Genomic DNA, 20,961 nt, shown 5'->3' on the forward strand with positions numbered 1-20,961 from the left:
CCACCACAGCCGGCCATGAGCCGGTTTTTTATTGCCTGGAGAAACGCATGGGCGCAGCACAGAAGCTCGACATCTACGGTGCCAAGGGCGGCTCCGAGAAGCCAAAAAACCCAACCGAGGCGCCGGACAGCCTTCGCTCTGTTGCTATCGCCAAGATGCTGATTGCTGTAGGGGAAGGTGAGTTCGAAGGAACGCCTACCGCGAAGGACATCTATCTCGACAACACCCCACTGCAAGACCCCCAGGGCAACATGAACTTCCCGAACGTGAAGTGGGAGTGGCGCACCGGTGCCGTGGACCAGAGCTATATCCAGGGCATCCCTTCGATCGAGAACGAGACCACGATCAGTACCGAACTGCGCAGCGGGACGCCATGGGTTCGGGCCATCACCAATACCCAGCTTTCGGCTGTGCGCGTGCGTTTCGCCTGGCCGGCGCTCCAGTCGGTAGATGCCAGTGGCAACATTAACGGTTACGCGATCGGCTACAAGGTCGAGCTGGCTACTGATGGCGGCGCTTATCAGGAGGTTCTGAATGAGGCCGTGTCTGGAAAGACCACCAGTCTTTACGAGCGCACCCGCCGAATCGATTTGCCTAAGGCAACCACCGGCTGGCTGATGCGCATCACTCGCCTGACGCCCAACCAGAACAACAACAAAATCTCCGACACCATGCAGATCGCCGGCTTCACGGAGGTGATCGACGCGAAGATCCGCTACCCAAATACTGCGTTGCTCTACATCGAGTTTTCAGCCGAACAGTTTCGCAGCATCCCAGCGGTGACCGTCGAGACCAAGCTGAAGAAGATGCAGGTGCCGAGCAACTATGACCCGGTGTCACGCACCTACTCGGGTGTTTGGGACGGCACATTCAAACAGGCCTGGACCGATAATGCGGTTTGGATGACCTACGACATCACCACCGCAGACCGCTTCGGCCTTGGCCGTCGCATCAAGCCGTGGATGGTGGACAAGTGGGAGCTGTATCGCATCTCGCAGTATTGCGACCAATTGGTACCGGACGGGAAGGGTGGCCAGGAGCCTCGTTTCATCTGCAACTTGAACCTGCAGAGCAAGGCTGACGCCTGGTCTCTGCTGCGTGACATCTCCACGATCTACCGGGGCATGACTTACTGGGCCCAGGGCCAGGTCTTCACTCTGGCGGACATGCCACGGGCTACTGACTTCGACTTCGCCTATACCCGGGCGAACGTCATCGACGGCAAGTTCACCTACTCAAGCGCATCGGAGCGCACGCGCTACACCAGGGCACTGATCAGCTACGACAACCCGGGGAACAACTTCGACACCGACGTCACAGCTGTGACCGATGCCAAGTTGCAGCGGCGCTACGGCGACAACCCGCTGGAGATAAGCGCTATTGGCTGCACCCGCGAATCTGAGGCCCAGCGCCGGGGCAAGTGGGCGCTGCTCACGAACTCCAAGGATCGGGCGGTTACCTTCAAGGTCGGCCTCGACGGGCGCATCCCGCTGCCTGGATACGTGATCCCCATCGCAGACGAACTGCTGGCCGGCCGGCCGGTGGGCGGGCGTATCTCGGCGGTGAACGGCAAGGTCATCACCCTGGACCGCGATACCCAGGCCAAGCCCGGCGACCGGCTGATCCTCAATCTGCCCGACGGCAAGTGCGAGGGCCGCACCGTGCAATTGGTCAGTGGGCGCCAGGTCACCGTGACCGTTGCCTACTCCGTGCCGCCTGAGCGCGAACTGGTGTGGGCGCTGGACGCTGACGACCTGGCCATCCCGCTTTATCGCGTTGTGAGCGTGGCGCGGCCGGAGCCTGGGGTGTTCGAAATCTCTGCTGTGCAGTACGACCCGAGCAAGTTCGATCACATCGACACCGGCGCCCGGCTGGAAGAGCGGCCAATCAGTGTTGTGCCCATCACTGTCGTACCGGCACCGGCAAGCGTCGACATCACGTCGAACTACTCCGTGGATCAGGGCTTGGCAATCAGCACCATGAACATCTCATGGCCGGCTGTGGCGGGCGCTGTCGCGTATGACGTGGAGTGGCGCAAGGATAGCGGCAACTGGATCAAGCTGCAGCGCACAGGCGCGACAAGCGTGGACGTCACCGGCATTTACTCGGGCGCCTACCTGGCCCGCGTTCGCTCGGTGAGCGCCTTCAAGATCTCTTCGATCTGGAAGAGCTCCAATCTGACCAGCCTGGAAGGGAAGGTCGGCTTGCCGCCGGCGGTGGCATTCCTGTCCACCACCAGCGAACTGTTCGGTATCGGCATCAAGTGGGGCTTCCCCGCCGGCGCCGAGGATACCCAGCGCACCGAGCTGTGGTATGGCCCCGCGAACGACCTGGGAGCGGCGACCAAGCTGGCCGACCTGGCTTACCCGCAGGCCGATTACCGGATGCAGTCGCTTCTGGCGGGCGCAACCTTGTTCTTCTGGGCGCGCCTGGTGGACCGGACCGGCAACGTCGGGCCGTTCTATCCGGTGGTAGACGGTGTGGTGGGCCAGGCCAGCTCGGATGCTGGTCCGATCCTTGGGATGCTTGCCGGCAAGATCAGCAAAACCGAGCTTGGCCAGGACCTGCTCAGCGACATCGAGAAGATCCCGGACTTGCAAGCCCAGATCGACGCACTGGACGGGCTCGGTGCATACGTTTCGGGTCAGGTCTACCTGAAAGGGCAGATGGTGGTGGCAGGGGATCGAATCTACCAGGCGAAAGTAGAGGTGCCGGTCAACAACCCTCCACCGAACACCACCTATTGGCTGGATGTAGGTCAATCGATTGAGACGGCCAATGGCTTGGCACAGCAGGTCTCCACCAACACCGCCGACATTACCAAGTTCGACGGCGTGGTCACCGCCCAGGCCAGCACCACCAACGTCCTGCGGGCTGCGGCGCGTGATGACAGCGGGAACGGAGCGAAGGCTGACGCGCTGAAAGGTTGGGCCAGCACGGCCGCGATCGTTCAGGAGAGCAAGGTCAGGGCGTCAGAAACGGAGGCCAGCGCCGAGCGAACCACGATCCTTGACGCCAAGGTCAACCAGAACGCTGCGAACGTCACCTTGCTGGAAAGCACGGTAGCCAACAACAAGCAGGCCTCGGCACAGCAAATAGCTCAGGTCAGCGCGGAGGTGGCGGACAACAAAGCAGTGATTCAGCAGACAACGTCAGCCCTTGCCGACACCAACAACAAGCTGTCGACAATCTGGTCGGTGAAGATGGAGACCACGGCTGGCGGCCAGAAGTATGCCGCATCGTTCGGCCTGGGCCTGCAGGTTGACCCGTCCGGTGTTTCTTCGCAGTTCGTCGTCAGGGCTGACACGTTCATGCTTTTGAACCTGACCAATGGCACACCGGTGTCTCCGTTCTCGGTGTCTGGTGGACAGACCTTCATCCGGTCCGCTTTCATCCAGGACGGCACGATCACCAACGCCAAGATCGGCAACTACATCGAGTCGAATAACTACGTGGAAGGCACCAGCGGCTGGAAGTTGTTCTTCGATGGTACCTTTGAAATCAACGGCGCATTCGGTGGGCAGGCGCGCCAGGTGATCAATAACAGAGGCGGCAAAGTCTTCGATGAAAACGGCGTGAAACGCTACCAGTGGGGAGATCTGTCCGCATGAGTTTCGGGATAAGAATCTGGGGCCCCACTGGTGCCCTTGAACTGGATGAGACCTCGTTTACTGTGAGGGTGGTGTATTCGGCTGTTGTGGCTTTCGTTACCGGCGGGAATCGGTCTCAAACAATTCCAATTGCTGGAGTTTCTCCCGCAACGCACTCAGCTGTATGCATTCCAATCGGGGCCTACCCTCAAGATCCAAATGCGCAAAACCTATCTGCCATTCAATATGAGCCACAGGTTTACGATGGGGGCGTCATTGTTTGGTTCGGAAACCGTGCGCAGCCGAGTGGAACAGTTGGGATTGGTCCTCAAAGACTTTTAGTTATGAGGTATCGATAGATGAGCTATGGCGTACAGTTCACTAATAACAATGATGTAGTGACACTTGATTCCGAGTTCTCGCGGTTAGTGGTTTTGCAGCGGGGGAGGTACCAAGGGGGCGCGTCATTTAGCGCACCTATAACCAGCGCGGAGCCGCCACTGGTATTCGTAAGGCCGGACGCCACCACTACGTTCAGCTACGCCACGATCGCCGGAAGCCCGGGAAACTGGACTGGGTTTTCGTTTCTTGGTGGAGGAGCGGGAAACTTTTTTGTTGCTGCCTATAGCTCAACCCCTACCGCAACTTATGGGATCAGGATATGGGACGGATCGACAAAGTTGCTTTTTGACAGTGGCACCCCCTGCGCCCAGTTCACTCGGACTATTTCAGCGTGGACCTATCTCGGCTCTAGCTCTACCGGCCAGGGGACCACGCGTAGCAATTGGACGGCAACTAGTCCTTTAGATACGGGTGACTTCATGCTCATCAATAACATAGGCATGGACGTAGCCGGAGCAAGCACGCGCGCCGCAAAACTGTATTGCACTTGGGACTATGGATCAAACAGATTATTGATGTGGGTGGTCGGGGTAGCCAACTCCACGTCTTTCTTCATACCAGTTGTATTTGCAAAGCCAATAAGCTGAATTAATGCCAACCACCTATGCCGCCTAGAGCGGTTTTTTATTGCCTGGAGAAAACTATGGTTTGGCAAAGAGCCGGAACAGTCGCCGTACAGAACGGCAGCAGCACAGTCATAGGCACGAACGTAGATTTCGCAGCCAGCAGCAGGATTGGGGATTCGTTCGTTGGTCCTGATGGTGCGACATACGAGCTGGCCAACGTCGCAAGCTCCACTGTTATCTCTATTCTGCCTGCTTACAAAGGACCGACCGTAAGCGGTGCGGCCTACGCTATTATGCCCGTGCAGGGCTACGACAAGATGCTGTCGGATGCCTTCAACAACCTGAATAACCAATTTGGGGCTAAGCTGGCTGCGCTGGGCACGACGGGTAACTATGACATCCTGCCAGAGACAAAGGGTGGAACCGGAAGAACAGCGGTAGGGACGGCTATATCAGCTAATGTCGCCATAAGTTCATCTGACGCTACATCGGGTCGCTTGCTAGCGGTCGGACATGCTGGATTTAACGGCGGTGGCGGGCTGGTTCAGCCATCAAGCGTAGATGCAAATTCATTAATAACGTCCGGGGTATATATATTCTCAAACGGAGGAAACGCAAATACCCCTACAAACTTGGGTTACATGATTGTCCTCACGCACCCCTCAGCTGGTTATTGCCGCCAGGTATTCAAGAGTTTCAACACAAATGCGTACTTTGAGCGCTTCCAGTCAACCGGAACCTGGAGTGCCTGGGATCAGGTTTACGGAGCCACATCATCAGTTCTTGATCCGCAAACTGCCGGCGGACTCATGTCCATGACTGCGGTTAGTGGATTCACCGTATTCAAGTATGCAAACGGTCAAATGATTGTTCAAGGGCCGGTGCCCACAACTGCAATTATTGCGGCTAACACTCAATTTGTAGTTAGCGTTTCAATTCCCGTCAGTTTTCCCGTCGGGTTCGTAACATTGGTTGGCACCCTTTACCCATCAGTTGGCAATGATTTTGCCATACGGAACACCCAGGCCCCTGGGACGACTGCGTACCTGTTTTGTGCCAACGGCACCTCAGCTCAATCTTTTTCGGGGAACATAGCCCTTTTTGGTAGGTGGAAATAATGAAAATTAAGCTGTGGGCCTGCTTAATGGACGGGCATTTAGAGGCCTCGATTAGTGGTGACATCATCACTATCAATGGGGAGGCCATTGATCTATCCGGTATTCCGTCGGGTTTTCGGCTTCCGGGTAGCGCGGTCGGCAATAGGTTTTTTGTCGAGTCTGACTACGTTGAGCGGATAGGAAAAACACTTCACCTAACTTTACGTCTTCCAGTGGCTTGGGATAGCCCGGAGGAGTTTCGAAACCCAGCAGAGCCTATTGTAATTGATGCTCGCAGTGGGCCTGTGAAGTTTCCCGACACGTCGCCGGCAACCCCCCGACCTGTACAACATCCGGAAATATTTGAGGTATCAGAAAATGGTGGACTTGAGCAAGCTTGAGCCGATCAAAACCGCGCAGGACGAATCTGATCAAATCAGCCTGGACCAGGCGCGCGCATACCTGAACGAAACCAATTGGCATGCCTTCGCCTTACTTGAAGATGGCACGCCGATACCCGACGACATTAAGCAGGCGCGAGCCAATGCCAGGGATACTATAAATCGTCTCGGACCACCGACATCGGCTTGATCCAAAAAAACACCGACACCGCCTAGAGCGGTTTTTTTTCGTCTGGAGAAAAGCATGCCGATCACTGAGCAGCAGTTGCTGCAGATCCTCCCGAACGCCGGCCACCAAGCCGGCGTTTTTGTTCCTGCCCTGAACACGGCCATGAACCGCTATGGCATCGTGGGCACCGCGCGCGCTGCTGCATTCATCGCCCAGGTTGGGCACGAATCCGGCCAACTACGCTACGTGCGCGAGATTTGGGGGCCCACTGCGCAGCAACTCACGTACGAAGGCCGTGTCGATCTGGGAAACACCGTTAAGGGTGACGGCTCGAAGTACCGTGGGCGCGGACTGATCCAGATCACCGGGAGAGCCAACTATGCCGCATGCGGGGAAGCCCTGGGCCTGGACCTGATCAACAGGCCCGAGCTGCTCGAGCTGCCCCAGCACGCGGCGATGTCTGCGGCCTGGTTCTGGTCCACCAAGGGGCTGAACACGCTGGCGGATCAGGGGGAGTTCACGAAGATCACCCGCCGCATTAATGGCGGTCTCAACGGCCTGGAAGATCGCTTGCAGTTGTGGGAGCGGGCGAAAAAGGTGCTGGCATGACGCCGGTACAGAAGCTGGCCGGTTTGGTGGTGCTGATCCTGGTGCTAATGGCGACCGCCGCCGGCGTCACCTGGCAGGTGCAGGACTGGCGGATGGGCGAGAAGCTTTCCGAGCAGGCCGGCCTGCACAAGGACGACCTGGCGGCGATCAGCAGTGCCGCCGCCGCCCAGACCAGAACTGAGCAGGACAAGCGCCTGGCCGCAGAACAGAGAGCGGCCGCCGCAGACCAACAACACTCCCTGGAGCTTTCCAATGAACAACGCAAGCAAGCTGCTCTGCGCGATCGCCTTGCCACTGCTGATGTACGGCTGTCAGTCCTTCTCGACGCCACGGATTCAGCCAGTGACTGCAACGTGCCTACCACCCCCGGCGCCGTCGGCGTGGTTCATGCAGCCCGTCGAGCCCAACTTGACCCAGCGCATGCTCAACGAATTATCGCCATCACCGACGCCGGCGACCAAGGACTGATCGCGTTGAGGGCTTGCCAGTCGTACGTCAGAACCATTAGGCCCTGATCAACACTCCAGATCGCAAAATTAACACGACCCAAAATGAACACTCACCTTGCAAAGGATTGCAAAAATGACAAACCCAATCGTTCCATGGATGGGTGGCAAGCGCCGCCTGGCCGACCGTCTGATTCCTCTATTCCCTCCGCATGAATGCTATGTTGAGGTTTTCGCTGGCGGCGCGGCGCTCTACTTCATGCGGCCCCAGGCTGCACCAGTTGAAGTCCTCAACGATATCAATGGCGACCTGGTGACGTTGTATCGGGTGGTGCAAAACCACCTGGAGGAATTCGTGCGCCAGTTCAAATGGGCGCTCAGTTCCAGGCAGGTATTTGAGTGGCAGAAGATGACTCGGCCGGAAACTCTTACCGATATTCAGCGGGCTGCGCGATTTTTCTACCTGCAGCACCATGCCTTTGCCGGGAAGGTCAGCGGCCAGACTTTCGGCACAGCCACAACGGGGCCGGCTATCAATCTGTTGCGGATTGAAGAGAACCTTTCCGCAGCCTGGCAGCGCCTTTCTGGAACCTATGTCGAAAACTTGGGATGGCTTGAATGCGCTGAGCGCTACGACCGCCCCCACACTTTCCACTATATGGACCCGCCGTACTGGCAGACCGCGGGCTACGGGGTGGACTTTCCGTTCGAAAACTATGAGCGGATGGCCGACTTCATGCGCCGCTGCAAAGGCAAGGTCATGGTGAGTATCAACGACCACCCTGATATCCGGCGGGTATTTGAGGGGTTTCACTTTGAAACGCTGGACATCCGCTACAGCACCACCAATCAGCGCCAGGGAAAAGCCGAGATCAGCGGCGAGCTTGTGATCATGAATTGGAAACCCTCTGACCTCGGTGGGCTGTTTTAGGGTACAGGCTGTATCAGGTGGGGCCCCTTGTTCCGGACGTTACCCACGGCCGTATCGACCTTGAACCATTCGAAGGCCTCGGCTGGCTCGCCCTGGTGCAGCACCATCTGCTCGGCGCGCTCCTTGGGCGTGGTCGGGTCCAACCATTCCAGGGCTAGATCGGGTGTAAGCACCACGGGCCGCCGATCGTGGATGTCCACCATGCCGCCGGCGCTGTCGGCGGTAATGATGACGAAGCCGTCATGCTCACCTGGGCCTTCATCAGCATCCGGTAGCTGACCGATTGCGGCACAGAATATAGGTTCACCATCCCGCCGGCGGATCAGGTAGGGCTGCTTCTTTGCCCCGCCTTCATCCACCCATTCAAACCAGTTATCGATTGGCGTGATCGCCCGGTGCGGCCAGATAGCCCGAAAGAACGGGCCGTGGGCGACTTTCTCCACGCGTGCATTGATTGGTGCTGCACGATCTTTCGCCCAATGCGGTCGCCAACCCCAGCGAACGGGATCCGCATGGAGCATGTCCCCCTGCATGTGCAGCAGCGCAACTGCGGTTGTCGGTGCAACGTTGTAGCGCTCAATTGGCTGATCTCCCACGGAGTTAGCCAGGGCATTGGGCATGCTCAGAGCCGCGACAAAATCGTGGATTCCTCGATACTGTGAAAGCCTTCCACACATGATCTTCCCTCCCGCCGTCATTTCAGCCTAGCTTGCGCTGGAGGATTGAGCTTGACGAATCTCGCCCAGCAATCGTTGATTTTCCCTGAGCAGGTGGTCTCGCTGGCTGGTAATGAGATCGATGGGGCGAAAGCTTCCGTTGTCAGAAGGCTCATTGCTCATCGCCGCAATTTGATCAAGGGCCCTTCTTAGCGCAGCCTCCGCCGAAGCCTTGCCAGTGGCGAGCAGGTCATTCATCTGCACCAAGCCGGCCACATTGGCCCGGGCCTTTCGCAGCATCGCCTCGGTTTGGATGAGCTCGTCCTCGAGCAGGGCGCACTGGTGTTGGTACATTTCCAGGGGCGTGGGGCAGCCAAGCCACTCAGAGGTGTCTTCGTCGATGTCGTTCATGGTGCTTATCCGATACTGTATGTGCGTACAGTAATCGAGGTGTTGCGGATTGGGGAGTGGTGTTCGTCGGCAGGACGCCAGGGGAGGGTGCGTGACATTTGCGTGACTCTCTCACGCACTCGTAAGCTCTTGTAGGCATTCGATTGCAGCGAGCGCCAATAAAAACAGCCACTTAACAAGGTCTTACAGAGGTACTGCGTGCATGGGGTGCTAGGGGTCGAGTGTTCGAATCACTCCGTCCCGACCATTATTCCTGAGTAAAATCAGACACTTAAGCCGATCAGATAGATCGGCTTTTTTGTGCCCGCGCGAAACTGCCTGGTGATGTCGCTGGTATTCGGCTCAAGGGCTGTGTTCTGCTCAGTCGGGTTGCCACCTTCAGCTCTGGCAATTGCTCTGAAAATTTCCAACCGATTCATGTCTTTTTGTCGTCGGCCAGCGGGGCAGTCGGTTGGGCTTTCTCTTCGAATCAGCCTTGTCCCTTCAAGCCCTCAGGCGTTGGACAACTGAAACCGATAGCCCACGCCGTACAATGACTCGATGGGTGTTTCCCCTGGGCACGCCTGCTCCAGCTTGCGCCGTAGGTTGCGGATATGACTGTCTACCGTACGGTCGGTGACCACGCGGTGGTCGGAGTAGAGCTTGTCGAGCAGTTGGTCGCGGGAAAATACCCGGCCGGCGGAGCGTGCAAAAGTGCTCAGCAGGCGTAACTCCAGAGGCGTGAGGTCCAAAGCGACGCCGTCGAGTGATGCGCGGTACTGGGCTTCGTCGATCAGCAGTCGCGGTGGGGTGTTGCTCAGCAATTGGGGGCCACGGCGCAGGATGGCCTTGACCCTGGCAACTACCTCCCGGGGGCTGAAGGGCTTGCAGATGTAGTCGTCGGCGCCCAGGTCCAGGCCCAGCAGGCGGTCCACTTCTTCGACGCGGGCGGTGATCATGATGATCGGCACGGCACTGAAACCGCGCAGGTCCTGGCACACTTGCATGCCGTCGCGCCCTGGCAGCATCAGGTCGAGCAAAATCAGGCGAGGGGGGCGGGCGCGCACGGTCGGTACCACCTGAAGGCCATTGTCCAGGCACAGGGTCGGGTAGCCCGCTGCGGCCAAGTAATCCTGCAGCAATGCGGCCAGTTTCGGTTCGTCTTCAACGATCAGGATCGGGCGTTCTTCGCTCATGGGTCAGGTATTCCGTGGGAGGCGCAGGCTCAGCCAAAGGCCACCGAGGGGGGAGTGAGCGGCGCTGAGGCTGCCGCCGTGGGCGAGGGCGATGCTGTGGCAGATCGCGAGCCCCAGGCCGGCCCCGCCACTGGCACGGTTGCGCGAGGATTCGCCGCGATAGAAGCGCTCGAACAGGCGCGGCAATTGCTCGGCCGACACACCAGGGCCGGAGTCGAGGATGTCGATGCATACGTCAGCGCGATCCAGGGCGACGCGGATACGTATTAGCCCATTCGGGTCGGTGTAGCGCACCGCATTTTCCAACAGATTGGAGAACAGTTGCTGCAAGCGACCGGCATCGGCCAACAGTTCCACGGGCGGTGCTGGCAAATCCAGTTCGAGGCGCAGGTGGCGCGCGTTCAAGCGCTCCTGGAACATCGACACACTGGCGCGCAGCAGTGGCTCCAGTGCGCAGGCGCTCTTGCGGTAGGTCAGCGCCCCAACATCCGCCAGGGACAGTTCATACAGGTCATCCACCAGCTTGCTGAGCATGCTCACTTCGCCCTGCAAGGACTGCATCGAGCCTGGGTCGAGGGTGCGTACGCCATCCTCGATAGCCTCCAGCTCGCCGCGCAAGACCGACAGCGGGGTACGCAGTTCGTGGGACACATCGGCCATGAATTCGCGGCGCATCTGCTCATTGCGCTCCAGGGTGTAGGCGAGTTGGTTGAAGTCACGGGCCAATTGGCCGACTTCGTCATTGGAACTCACTGCCACCCGGCTGCTGAAGTCGCCGCTGGCCAGGCGATGTGTTGCCGCAGCCACCCGCTTGACTGGCTCCAGCAGCGTGCGGGCGATCCACCAGGCAATCAGCATCGCCAGCAGCAGTGAGAAGGCGCCCATGACCAGGCTGGTGCGTAACTGGTATTGCTGGAATCGTTCGCCGCCGGCTTCGGTCACGCTCTGGAACGGGGTCACGGCCAGCCAGCCCACGGTTTCATCGGCCACCACAATCGGGCGTAGCAGGGCGTCCGTGCCGATGTCCGGGTAGCCGTTCACGCGCTTTTTATATTTATCCAGCAGGGCGATCCGAAACAGGGCGCCCGTCAGGTCCGAAGCCATGGGCGAGCGCAAGTCGTTCTTCGCCGGGTCTGCGCCGAGTTCGGGCCGCATGATCTCAAACCAGCGATCCGGCTGGTTACGCAGGAACTCCCAATTGCCCTCACGCGCGTAAGCACTGGCCAGACGTGGCAGCACGGGCGCCATGCGCTCCAGTGCCTGCTCATTGAGGTACCCGAGAAAGCCGCGTCCAAAACTCCAGCTCGTCGCCAGGCCCATGCTCAGGATGACCAACAACACACCGGCCAGTACCGCAATAAACAGTTTGGTGGAGATACTGAACTTCATGCAGATGGGCCGTTAAAAATAGGTGGGACCATTTAGGCCCTAGTGAGGGATAGATTCAACCCGGCTGGGCAATCTTCAATTTTCCTGCACATTTGCCTCGCAGGATGGCGCTGACTCAAGCCATTCCGTGTCGCAGAGGCTGCTATGTCCACGAAAGTAATCGCCAAATACCTGGTAACCGCCGCAGTTTTCCTGTCCTTGATCGTTCTGGCCATGCTGGGCGGCTGCTCCGGTGGCGAGCCACCTCCTGAGGCGGTCACCCCCAAAGTCTCGGTCATCAGCATAAAACCCCAGAGCCAGGTGCTGACCACTGAGCTGGCGGGGCGCACCCAGGCCTTCATGGTGGCGCAGATTCGTCCTCAGGTTGGCGGTATCGTCCAGCGTCGACTGTTTGTCGAGGGGGCGGATGTCAAGGTTGGGCAAGCGTTGTACCAATTGGATGCAGCGTCCTACACCGCCGCGCTGGCGCAGGCCGAGGCTAGCCTGGCCAAGTACCGCGCCACGCTTAAATCGGCGCAGGCCACCGCCAGGCGCGACGCCGAACTGGTGAAGATCAATGCCATCAGCCAGCAAGATAACGAAGACGCCCAGGCGACCTTGCTGACGGCCGCCGCCGACGTGCAGGGCGCCGAGGCCGACGTTCAGACCGCGCGGATCAACCTGGCTTACACCCGTATTACCTCTCCGGTCGGCGGGCGCATCGAAACCTCGACCGTGACCCCTGGGGCGCTGGTGGTGGCCAATCAGGACAGCGCTTTGACCACGGTGCAGCAACTCGATCCGATCTATGTGGACGTGACTCAATCGACCACCGAATTGCTCAAGCTCAAGCGTGACCTGGCCAGCGGCGCATTGCAGTCCAACGGCGATGGCCAGGCACGGGTCAGCCTGAAGCTGGACGATGGCAGTGCCTACAACCAGCAGGGGCGGCTCAAGGTCAGTGGTGTCAGTGTCAACGAGGGGACGGGCACGGTCACCCTGCGTGCGGAGTTCGCCAACCCGGATCACCTGCTGCTACCGGGCATGTATGTCCGCGCGGTGCTCGAACAGGCTCGCAACGAGCAAGCCATTCTGGTTCCGCAAAAAGCTGTGAACCGCAGCGCCAGTGGCGTGACCACCGCGTTGCTGGTGGTTGACGGCAAGGTCGAACAACGTGAGCTGACCATCGATCGGGCGGTGGGGAATCAGTGGTGGGTTACGGCAGGTCTGCAGGCAGGTGACCAGTTGATTGTCGAAGGCGGACAAAAAGTCCGTGCCGGTGCCGCGGTCCAAGTGCAGGAAGCCAATGCTCAGGCGGCCACACCCCGCACCCCAGCGAAGGAGGGTTGAGCGTGGCGCACTTTTTTATTGATCGACCGATTTTCGCCTGGGTCATTGCCATCGTGATCATGCTCGGTGGCAGCCTGTCCATCAGCCAGTTGCCGTTGGAGCAATACCCGGATATTGCACCACCCACGGTGAAAATTTCTGCCACCTACACCGGGGCCTCGGCCAAGACCGTCGAAGACTCGGTGACCCAGGTCATCGAACAGCAGATGAAAGGCCTGGATAACCTGACCTATATGTCGGCCACCAGCAGTTCGGCAGGCAGTGCCAGCATCAGTTTGACCTTTACTGCCGGCACCGACCCGGACGTCGCCCAGATGCAGGTGCAGAACAAGCTGCAACAAGCCGAGTCGAGGCTGCCGCAGTCGGTACAAAGCGAAGGCCTGACCGTGACCAAGGGCGGTTCGGACTTCTTGATGATTGTCGCCCTGGCATCGGACGACCCCAGCGTCACCGGCACTCAGATAGGTGATTACATTTCCACCACCTTGCTCGATTCCATCAGCCGAATAGACGGCGTCGGCGATGTGCAGACGTTGGGCTCGGGCTACGCCATGCGCATCTGGCTGGACCCCGCCTTGCTGGAAAAATATGCGTTGATGCCATCGGACATCAGCAGCGCCCTGGAAGCGCAGAACACCGAAGTCTCGGCTGGACAGCTCGGCGCCTTGCCCGCGATCAAGGGGCAGCAACTGAACGCTACGATCAGCGCCCGCAGCAAACTGCAGACCGTGGACGAGTTTCGCAAGGTCGTGGTCAAGTCCAACAGCGACGGTGCCGTGGTACTGCTGGGCGATGTCGCGACCCTGGAACTGGGCAGTGAAAGCTACGACATCAGCACCGCCCTCAACGGCAAGCCTGCGGCGGCCATGGGCGTGCAGTTGGCCGCCGGCGCCAACGCGCTGAACGTCGGCAAGGCGGTCAAGGCCAAGCTCAAGGAGATGGAGCCCTTCTACCCGACGGAAATGCAGCTGAAAAATGTGATCGCCTACGACACCACGCCCTTTGTCAGCCTGTCCATCGAAGAGGTGGTCAAGGCCCTGGGGGAGGCCATCGTGCTGGTGGTGTTGATCATGTTCCTGTTCCTGCAGAGCCTGCGTGCAACGCTGATCCCGGCGATTACCGTGCCGGTGGTACTGCTCGGCACGTTCGGCGTGTTGGCGCTGTTCGGCTACTCGATCAATACCTTGACCATGTTTGCCATGGTCCTGGCGATCGGCTTGCTTGTAGACGATGCCATCGTGGTGGTGGAAAACGTGGAGCGGCTGATGGGCGAAGGGCTGTCGCCCGTGGCGGCTACGCGTCAATCGATGCGTGAAATCAGTGGCGCACTGGTCGGGATCACCCTGGTGCTGAGTGCGGTATTTATCCCTATGGCGTTTTTCGGTGGTTCCACCGGGATCATCTATCGGCAGTTCTCCGTGACCATCGTCTCGGCCATGGTCCTCTCAGTGTTGGTGGCGATGACCCTGACACCCGCGCTGTGCGCGACGTTGCTCAAAGCGCGCAATGGCAAGGGGCATGGCGCTCAGCATGGGTTCTTTGGCTGGTTCAACCGCACCTTCGAGCGCGCCAGCGCCGGTTATGAGCGCTGGGTGGGCGTGGTGTTGCGGCGTTGGGGGCGCAGCCTGCTGCTGTATGGGCTGGTGCTGGTGGTCATGGCGGTGGGTTATGTCAGCCTGGCCACTTCGTTTCTGCCGGACGAGGACCAAGGGATTCTGCTGGCACAGATCCAGTTGCCGGTCGGCGCGACGGACAGCCGCACACAGGCGGTGATCAAGCAGTTCGAGGACTACATCCTGCAACAGCCCGAGGTCGAAGCGATGATCAGCATCAGCGGCTTAGGCATGGGCGGTAACAGCCAGAACACCGCACGGGCGTTTATCCGCCTCAAGGATTGGTCCGAACGCGGTGGCTCTGGTCAGGGTGCAGCCGCGATTGCCCAGCGGGCGACCCTGGCACTGTCCAGCATCGGCGATGCCGATGCGTTCGTCATGCAGCCGCCGACCGTGCGTGGCCTGGGCCAGAGCTCGGGGTTCGACCTGCAGCTCAAGGACCTCGGTGGCCTGGGCCATGATGCGTTGGTGGCCGCCCGCGAACAGTTCCTTGAGTTGGCCAGGAAAGACGCCCGCTTGCTGGGCGTGCGCAGCAACGGCCTGGACGATGCACCGCAGCTCAAGGTCAGCATTGACGACCGCAAGGCCGGGGCCCTGAGCCTGAGTACCAGCGATATCAACAGCACCCTTGCGACGGCCTTAGGCGGCACTTATGTAAACGACTTTCTCAACCAGGGCCGGGTGAAAAAGGTCTATGTACAGGGCCAGGCATCCTCGCGCATGCAGGCTGCGGACCTTGATCATTGGTTTGTGCGCAACAGTAACAATGAAATGGTGCCGTTCTCGTCCTTTGCCAGCAGCACCTGGGGCTACGGCTCGCCGCTGCTGGAACGCTACAACGGTAACGCCTCCCTGGAGATCGTTGGCGATCCGGCGCCAGGGGTGAGCTCCGGCGATGCGATGGCCGCCGTGGAGGCCATTGTCCGGCAGTTGCCCCAGGGTATTGGCTACGAGTGGACCGGGCAGTCCTATCAGCTGCGCTTGTCCAGGTCCCAGGCGCCGCTGCTCTACGGCATTTCCGTGTTGTTTGTATTCCTGTGCCTGGCCGCGCTCTACGAGAGTTGGTCGGTGCCGTTTTCGGTGATCCTGGTCGTGCCCCTGGGGGTCATCGGTGCAGTGCTGGCGACCCGTGTCGCCGGGCTGAGCAACGACGTGTATTTCCAGGTCGGGCTGTTGACCACCGTGGGCCTGGCCGCAAAAAACGCGATCCTGATCGTTGAGTTTGCCAAGCACTTGCAAGAGCAGGGCAGCAGCGTGATCGACGCGACGCTGGTCGCGGTGCGCCAACGCCTGCGGCCGATCCTGATGACCTCCCTGGCCTTCATGTTCGGCGTATTGCCGCTGGCCTTGAGCACCGGTGCAGGCTCCGCCGGACGCCAGGCCATTGGTACGGGAGTACTGGGCGGTATGTTCAGCGCCACAGTGCTGGGGATCTTCTTTGTACCGTTGTTTTTCGTGCTGATCCGCGGTCGTTTCGGCCGCGTGCGCAGCGCTAATCAATCTGCCCCGACAGGTGATGCATGATCAAGTCACACTGGCCTCTGCTGGCCGCCATGGCCCTGGGCGGCTGCGTCAACCTGGCGCCGCAGTACGAGCGCCCTGAGGCCCCCGTCTCCGAGCAATGGTTGCCGGCGGCCAACCTGCCCAAAGGAAAGGTTGGGGCTGATATCAAGTGGCAGCAATTTTTTACCGACCGCCGCCTGGCGCAGTTGCAGCAATTGGCGCTGGCCAATAACCGCGACCTGCGCCTGGCCAGCCTCAACGTCGAAAAGGCCCAGGCGCAGTACCGCATCAAGCGCGCTGACCTGTTTCCTACCGTCGACGCGGGCGTCAGCGGCACCCATAGCCGTACGCCGGGGTCGTTGTCCAACACCGGCACGGCAGTCACCACACACGACTACAGCGCTCAGTTGGGGCTGAGCAGCTATGAACTGGACGTGTTTGGCAGGGTTCGCAACCTGCGCGATGAGGCGCTGGAAGACTACTTGGCGTTGACGGAAACCCGGCGCAGCACGCAAATCAGCCTGGTGGCGGAAGTTGCCACCGCCTGGCTGACCTTGGCCGCCGACAACGAACGGCTGCTGCTGGCCCAGGAAACCCTGACCAGCCAGTTGGCCACCTACGACCTGACCCAGCGCAGCTACGCCTTGGGTGGCTCTTCCGCGTTGTCGGTGGCGCAAGCCCAGACCACCGTCGAATCGGCACGGGGCGATGTAGCGTCCTATGAGAGCCAGATCCTGCAGGACCGCAATGCTTTGCGCCTGTTGGTGGGCAGCGATCTGCCCGAGGCCCTCTTGCCGGGCACGCGCCTGGAGTCGGCGGCAGTGCTGGTGGATATTCCAGCAGGCCTGCCCTCCAGCCTGTTGCAACAACGCCCGGACGTGCTCTCGGCCGAGCATACGCTCAAGTCCGCCAACATCGATATTGGCGCGGCCCGTGCGGCGTTTTACCCGAGCATCAGCCTGACCGCCAACGCCGGCTCTTCCAGCTCGGCATTGGCCGGCCTGTTCAAGTCCGGCAGCGGCGCCTGGACCTTTGCCCCGAGCATCAGCGTGCCGATTTTTGACGGGGGCAGTAACCGCGCAACCCTGGATTCGGCTAAGGTCGAACGCGAGATCCAGTTGCAGACCTATCAGCAAACCCTGCAAACCGCATTCCGCGAAGTGGCCGACGCACTGGCGGTGCGCAGCACCCTGGATCGCCGTATTGCCGCGCAACAGGCGCTGACCGACGCCAGCCGCAAAAGCTTCGAACTCTCGGATGCCTTGTATCGGGGCGGCTCCCAAAGCTACCTCGAAGCCCTGGATGCGCAACGCTCGCTCTACAGCGCACAACAGGACCTGATCACGCTGCGCCTGACCGAGCAGAGTAACCGCATCACGTTGTACAAAGTGCTGGGTGGCGGTTGGAATTAACGGCGCTGGCACATGCACACATCACCGCAGCAATGGAACGGCTTGCGCGGATTAAATCGGCTAGTTCATTCAACGGGGAATCAACATGTGTGCTTTTCGTTCCACTTTAAGCGGTTGCGTCCAGGTGCTGGGCTGCGCCTGTTTCATCATGATGTCACCGCTGTGTCTTGCGAATTCCGACGCGGACCCATGGGAAGGTGTTAACCGACCGATCTTCGCATTCAATGACGTACTGGATACCTATGCACTGAAACCCCTCGCCCAGGGCTATCAACTCATCACGCCCGGTGTTGTCCAGGACGGCATTCATAATGTGTTCAACAACCTCGGGGAGGTCAAAAACCTGGCTAACGATGTCCTCCAGGTGAAGTTCCACAGCGCTGGCGTCGACACAAGCCGCTTTTTGCTCAACAGCACGATTGGCCTGGTGGGGTTGATCGACGTCGCGACCCCCATGGGGCTGCAGCGCAGTGACGAGGATTTCGGGCAAACCCTCGGTTACTGGGGGGTCAATAGCGGGCCTTACCTGGTGCTGCCGTTCCTGGGGCCCAGCACACTGCGCGATGCACCGGCCATCCTTCCCGATGCCTACGCCAATCCGGTTCGCTACATGGGCGACGTGCCTACGCGTAATAGCCTGTACAGCGTGGGCGTGATCGACGGGCGTGCTCAATATCTGGCATCTGAAAAGCTCATGACGGGCGATAAATACACGTTTATTCGCAGTGCCTATCTGCAAAACCGAGCGTTCAAGATCAACGGCGCAAACGTAAAGGATGACTTCTGACCGGCGCCCCTGCGTGCTCTTCCCCAACCCGCTCGGCACAGAAGATCAATATCGTTCGTCACTCTCCAGTTGGAACGCAACACTAACGTTGCGCTTACTCCAGCACTGCCGGTTGTACGGCTGCGTCCTGTGCGATCTAAAATTCGGTCACGACGGTTACGCCAGCGGTCTCGAAACGATCCATGTTCATCAACGCGTCGATGGACTGCTCCAGGCTGATGGTTTTACCCACGAGTTTTTCCGGTGCCAGTTTTCCGCTGGTGATCATCTGGATCATGGCGTCATAACGATGTGCTTGCATGCCGTGGCTGCCGTAGATCTCAAGCTCGTGCGCGATGACCTTGCTCATGGGGATCGCCGGCTGTGCGTGGTCGGCGAGCATCAGGCCTACCTGGACGTGCTTGCCTCGACGGCGCAGGTTGTTGATGGAGTTGAAGCAGGTGGTGGGATGGCCCAATGCGTCCAGCGATACGTGGGCGCCCCCCTGGGTGATTTCCAGCACGGCTTCGGTGACGTCCGCCACGCTGTGTGCGTTCAGGGTGGCAACGGCGCCGAGCGTGCGTGCCAGTTCGAGTTTTTCCGGCGAAATATCGATGGCGATGACATTCGCGCCAAGGGCCTGGGCGATCATCACGGCGGACAGGCCCACACCTCCGCAGCCATGCACCGCGACCCACTGTCCGGCGCTGACCTTGCCTTGGTCAACGACGGCGCGGAATGACGTGGCGAAGCGGCAGCCCAGGCTCGCAGCAGTGGCGAAGTCCATGTTCTGCGGGAGTGCGACGAGGTTCAGGTCGGCCTGGTGTATACCGACGAATTGCGCAAACGACCCCCAATGAGTGAAGCCCGGTTGAAACTGCGTATTGCAGACTTGCTGGTTACCGCTGTTGCACTCGGGACACGCGCCACACCCGCCGACAAAGGGCACCGTTACACGGTCGCCGACCTTCCACCGGGTGATGTCCCTGCCAACTTCCGTCACGATGCCGGCAAGCTCATGCCCGGGAACATGCGGCAGTTGGATGTCCGGATCATGCCCCTTCCAGCCGTGCCAGTCGCTGCGGCAGACGCCGGTGCCCCGCACCTGTACGACCACGCCGTGACGCTCCGGCGTCGGGTCTTCGACGTTCATCAAGCGCGGCGGTTGGGAAAAGGCTTCGTAGACAACTGCTTTCATGAAAATCACCTCTGCTCGGATAGACACGACGTTGTATTCGTTCGATTTCTTGCGCGGGGCGGCTCGAATCAACGCTGATCCATTATGTGCGAATGCCTTGAAATTGCTTTTCAGATTCCAGTTGATAGTGGGCGATAAATGAAATTAATCTCCGTTATCCGGCACATAATTGAAAGGATCAACCATGTTTGAGCGTTTGGATAAGGTGGATATTGCGATATCGGAGCGACTGCAGCGAGATGGGCGACTCTCGAATGTCAAGTTGGCGGAGCAACTTTCCCTCAGTGAAGCATCGTGTTGGCGTAAACAGAAACGCCTGGAGGAGTGCGGCGTGATCGAGGGGTATCAAGCCATCCTGAATCGCAGAAAACTGGGCCTGGGGGTGATGGCTTTCGTGCAGATTTCCTGCAGTGATCACAGTGAAGAAGCCACGGAAAAGTTTGAGAAAATCATAGCGTCGGCGCCGCAGGTACTCAGTTGTCACAACACAACGGGCGAGGCGGATTTTTTACTTCAAGTGGTCGCGAGAGATTTGGACAGCTACAGCCGATTCGTTGAAAAAGTGCTGAGGAAGCTGCCGGGTGTATTGAGTATCCGGTCGAACCTGTCACTGCGAGAAATGAAGACCACCCATCGTTTTCCCGTGGCCGAACTCCTGAGCATCTGAGGACCTTTGAATCAGGGCGACGGCCTGATCATCAGGCGCCCAGGCGCTACCTGGTTCAAGGCAGGGCCTTTATCGCCTGGACGACAGCATTGACGATGGCCTGGGCGATGACCCGACGCTGGGCTTTCTCCATCCTGGGGCTCAGCCATGCAGGCAGGCTGTTCAGCATGGGCACGATTGCCTGCAGTGCGCCTTCGCGCAAGGGGCCACCAGGCTGATGGCATAGCTGCCCGACCAAGCTCAGTATTTCCGACTCATAAGCCTCCCTCAATCGCCGTACACTTTCTTCCATCGGCGCGTTCAGGCAGCCGGTGTCCATGACGGCCAACTTAAACTGCCCGGCCATGTGTTCATGCAATCGAAGGTGGCCTTCGATCAGTTTTGTCAGACGTTGCGCGGGCGTCAATCTTCGTTTTTTGATCAGCTCAACGTGCGACAACAACGTCTGATACAGCTCCATCAGCCACTCGAAAAGCAGTGCTTCCTTGCTTTCTACATGGTGATAAATCGCCCCCGGAGTGATGCCGATATGCGCCGCCAGTTCACGCATGCTGACCTGACTGAAACTGCGCTGCTGGAACAACTCCAGGGCTCTGCGCTGGAATTCAGAGCGGCTTAGCACAGTGCGCAC

The 20,961-nt window shown here is 59.4% G+C and carries 19 protein-coding genes; 12 read left to right on the top strand and 7 right to left on the bottom strand.

The window, feature by feature from the left end; genetic code table 11:
- Window positions 1-47: 47 nt before the first annotated feature.
- From BMZ57_RS03590 to BMZ57_RS03625, 7 genes are all read left to right on the top strand, one after another.
- A complete protein-coding gene (locus BMZ57_RS03590) occupies window positions 48-3,611 on the top strand; it encodes a TipJ family phage tail tip protein (RefSeq protein WP_069672482.1) in 3,564 nt (1,187 codons plus the stop codon).
- Window positions 3,612-4,635: 1,024 nt separating this feature from the next.
- Window positions 4,636-5,676, top strand: a complete 1,041-nt coding sequence (locus BMZ57_RS29700; protein WP_052806514.1) for a pyocin knob domain-containing protein — start codon at window positions 4,636-4,638, stop codon at window positions 5,674-5,676.
- Window positions 5,676-6,056: a hypothetical protein gene (locus BMZ57_RS29055; protein WP_139136435.1), complete on the top strand. Its 381-nt coding sequence runs from the start codon at window positions 5,676-5,678 to the stop codon at window positions 6,054-6,056. The genes BMZ57_RS29700 and BMZ57_RS29055 overlap by 1 nt, the downstream gene beginning before the upstream one ends.
- Entirely contained in the window at window positions 6,043-6,246 is a 204-nt protein-coding gene (locus BMZ57_RS03610) for a hypothetical protein (RefSeq protein ID WP_139136436.1), read from the top strand. Before BMZ57_RS29055 ends, BMZ57_RS03610 begins: the two co-directional genes overlap by 14 nt.
- 54 nt (window positions 6,247-6,300) lie before the next feature.
- Window positions 6,301-6,834, top strand: a complete 534-nt coding sequence (locus BMZ57_RS03615) for a glycoside hydrolase family 19 protein (protein ID WP_044287463.1) — start codon at window positions 6,301-6,303, stop codon at window positions 6,832-6,834.
- Window positions 6,831-7,349 (top strand): lysis system spanin subunit, encoded by a 519-nt coding sequence (locus tag BMZ57_RS03620; RefSeq protein WP_021491118.1) that lies wholly within the window; start codon window positions 6,831-6,833, stop codon window positions 7,347-7,349. The genes BMZ57_RS03615 and BMZ57_RS03620 overlap by 4 nt, the downstream gene beginning before the upstream one ends.
- 67 nt (window positions 7,350-7,416) lie before the next feature.
- The gene (locus BMZ57_RS03625) at window positions 7,417-8,211 is read left to right on the top strand and encodes a DNA adenine methylase (RefSeq protein ID WP_021491117.1); all 795 of its coding nucleotides are present in this window, start codon (window positions 7,417-7,419) and stop codon (window positions 8,209-8,211) included.
- Here BMZ57_RS03625 and BMZ57_RS03630 read toward each other — a convergent pair.
- From BMZ57_RS03630 to baeS, 5 genes are all read right to left on the bottom strand, one after another.
- Window positions 8,208-8,888: an SOS response-associated peptidase family protein gene (locus BMZ57_RS03630; protein WP_044288141.1), complete on the bottom strand. Its 681-nt coding sequence runs from the start codon at window positions 8,886-8,888 to the stop codon at window positions 8,208-8,210. The two genes, BMZ57_RS03625 and BMZ57_RS03630, sit on opposite strands and share 4 nt — an antisense overlap.
- 27 nt (window positions 8,889-8,915) lie before the next feature.
- Entirely contained in the window at window positions 8,916-9,278 is a 363-nt protein-coding gene (locus BMZ57_RS03635) for a hypothetical protein (protein ID WP_044287462.1), read from the bottom strand.
- Window positions 9,279-9,541: 263 nt separating this feature from the next.
- Window positions 9,542-9,697, bottom strand: a complete 156-nt coding sequence (locus tag BMZ57_RS29450; protein WP_156046228.1) for a hypothetical protein — start codon at window positions 9,695-9,697, stop codon at window positions 9,542-9,544.
- A gap of 72 nt (window positions 9,698-9,769) precedes the next feature.
- Complete coding sequence (locus BMZ57_RS03640) at window positions 9,770-10,453, bottom strand: response regulator (RefSeq protein WP_010209128.1); 684 nt, start codon at window positions 10,451-10,453, stop codon at window positions 9,770-9,772.
- 3 nt (window positions 10,454-10,456) lie between these two features.
- On the bottom strand, window positions 10,457-11,842 hold the full coding sequence (gene baeS / locus BMZ57_RS03645; protein WP_010209129.1) for a sensor histidine kinase efflux regulator BaeS: 1,386 nt from the start codon (window positions 11,840-11,842) through the stop codon (window positions 10,457-10,459).
- A gap of 144 nt (window positions 11,843-11,986) precedes the next feature.
- Here baeS and BMZ57_RS03650 point away from each other — a divergent pair, with 144 nt between their 5' ends.
- From BMZ57_RS03650 to BMZ57_RS03665, 4 genes are all read left to right on the top strand, one after another.
- Entirely contained in the window at window positions 11,987-13,171 is a 1,185-nt protein-coding gene (locus tag BMZ57_RS03650) for an efflux RND transporter periplasmic adaptor subunit (RefSeq protein ID WP_010209130.1), read from the top strand.
- A gap of 2 nt (window positions 13,172-13,173) precedes the next feature.
- Window positions 13,174-16,308 (top strand): efflux RND transporter permease subunit, encoded by a 3,135-nt coding sequence (locus tag BMZ57_RS03655; protein WP_069672483.1) that lies wholly within the window; start codon window positions 13,174-13,176, stop codon window positions 16,306-16,308.
- On the top strand, window positions 16,305-17,699 hold the full coding sequence (locus BMZ57_RS03660) for an efflux transporter outer membrane subunit (protein ID WP_010209133.1): 1,395 nt from the start codon (window positions 16,305-16,307) through the stop codon (window positions 17,697-17,699). Before BMZ57_RS03655 ends, BMZ57_RS03660 begins: the two co-directional genes overlap by 4 nt.
- Window positions 17,700-17,784: 85 nt before the next feature.
- Window positions 17,785-18,486 carry an MlaA family lipoprotein gene (locus BMZ57_RS03665; protein ID WP_050544792.1) on the top strand — a complete coding sequence of 234 codons (702 nt, stop codon included), beginning with the start codon at window positions 17,785-17,787 and terminating at the stop codon, window positions 18,484-18,486.
- A gap of 136 nt (window positions 18,487-18,622) precedes the next feature.
- Here BMZ57_RS03665 and BMZ57_RS03670 read toward each other — a convergent pair whose 3' ends face one another.
- Complete coding sequence (locus BMZ57_RS03670; RefSeq protein ID WP_010209137.1) at window positions 18,623-19,663, bottom strand: zinc-dependent alcohol dehydrogenase family protein; 1,041 nt, start codon at window positions 19,661-19,663, stop codon at window positions 18,623-18,625.
- 184 nt (window positions 19,664-19,847) lie between these two features.
- Between BMZ57_RS03670 and BMZ57_RS03675 the strand changes: the two genes are divergently transcribed.
- On the top strand, window positions 19,848-20,330 hold the full coding sequence (locus BMZ57_RS03675) for an Lrp/AsnC family transcriptional regulator (RefSeq protein WP_010209139.1): 483 nt from the start codon (window positions 19,848-19,850) through the stop codon (window positions 20,328-20,330).
- Between the two features lie 55 nt (window positions 20,331-20,385).
- Here BMZ57_RS03675 and BMZ57_RS03680 read toward each other — a convergent pair whose 3' ends face one another.
- A complete protein-coding gene (locus BMZ57_RS03680) occupies window positions 20,386-20,961 on the bottom strand; it encodes a TetR/AcrR family transcriptional regulator (protein WP_085989253.1) in 576 nt (191 codons plus the stop codon).

Origin of the sequence: Pseudomonas simiae (genome assembly GCF_900111895.1) — a bacterium.
Lineage (GTDB): Bacteria > Pseudomonadota > Gammaproteobacteria > Pseudomonadales > Pseudomonadaceae > Aquipseudomonas > Aquipseudomonas simiae.

Excerpts from the sequence above, each read along its gene's own strand:
- BMZ57_RS03590 (WP_069672482.1), top strand. The coding sequence starts at position 48 with ATGGGCGCAGCACAGAAGCTCGACATCTACGGTGCCAAGGGCGGCTCC.
- BMZ57_RS29700 (WP_052806514.1), top strand. The coding sequence starts at position 4,636 with ATGGTTTGGCAAAGAGCCGGAACAGTCGCCGTACAGAACGGCAGCAGC.
- BMZ57_RS29055 (WP_139136435.1), top strand. The coding sequence starts at position 5,676 with ATGAAAATTAAGCTGTGGGCCTGCTTAATGGACGGGCATTTAGAGGCC.
- BMZ57_RS03615 (WP_044287463.1), top strand. The coding sequence starts at position 6,301 with ATGCCGATCACTGAGCAGCAGTTGCTGCAGATCCTCCCGAACGCCGGC.
- BMZ57_RS03620 (WP_021491118.1), top strand. The coding sequence starts at position 6,831 with ATGACGCCGGTACAGAAGCTGGCCGGTTTGGTGGTGCTGATCCTGGTG.
- BMZ57_RS03625 (WP_021491117.1), top strand. The coding sequence starts at position 7,417 with ATGACAAACCCAATCGTTCCATGGATGGGTGGCAAGCGCCGCCTGGCC.
- BMZ57_RS03630 (WP_044288141.1), bottom strand. The coding sequence starts at position 8,888 with ATGTGTGGAAGGCTTTCACAGTATCGAGGAATCCACGATTTTGTCGCG.
- BMZ57_RS03635 (WP_044287462.1), bottom strand. The coding sequence starts at position 9,278 with ATGAACGACATCGACGAAGACACCTCTGAGTGGCTTGGCTGCCCCACG.
- BMZ57_RS29450 (WP_156046228.1), bottom strand. The coding sequence starts at position 9,697 with ATGAATCGGTTGGAAATTTTCAGAGCAATTGCCAGAGCTGAAGGTGGC.
- BMZ57_RS03640 (WP_010209128.1), bottom strand. The coding sequence starts at position 10,453 with ATGAGCGAAGAACGCCCGATCCTGATCGTTGAAGACGAACCGAAACTG.
- baeS (WP_010209129.1), bottom strand. The coding sequence starts at position 11,842 with ATGAAGTTCAGTATCTCCACCAAACTGTTTATTGCGGTACTGGCCGGT.
- BMZ57_RS03650 (WP_010209130.1), top strand. The coding sequence starts at position 11,987 with ATGTCCACGAAAGTAATCGCCAAATACCTGGTAACCGCCGCAGTTTTC.
- BMZ57_RS03660 (WP_010209133.1), top strand. The coding sequence starts at position 16,305 with ATGATCAAGTCACACTGGCCTCTGCTGGCCGCCATGGCCCTGGGCGGC.
- BMZ57_RS03665 (WP_050544792.1), top strand. The coding sequence starts at position 17,785 with ATGTGTGCTTTTCGTTCCACTTTAAGCGGTTGCGTCCAGGTGCTGGGC.
- BMZ57_RS03670 (WP_010209137.1), bottom strand. The coding sequence starts at position 19,663 with ATGAAAGCAGTTGTCTACGAAGCCTTTTCCCAACCGCCGCGCTTGATG.
- BMZ57_RS03675 (WP_010209139.1), top strand. The coding sequence starts at position 19,848 with ATGTTTGAGCGTTTGGATAAGGTGGATATTGCGATATCGGAGCGACTG.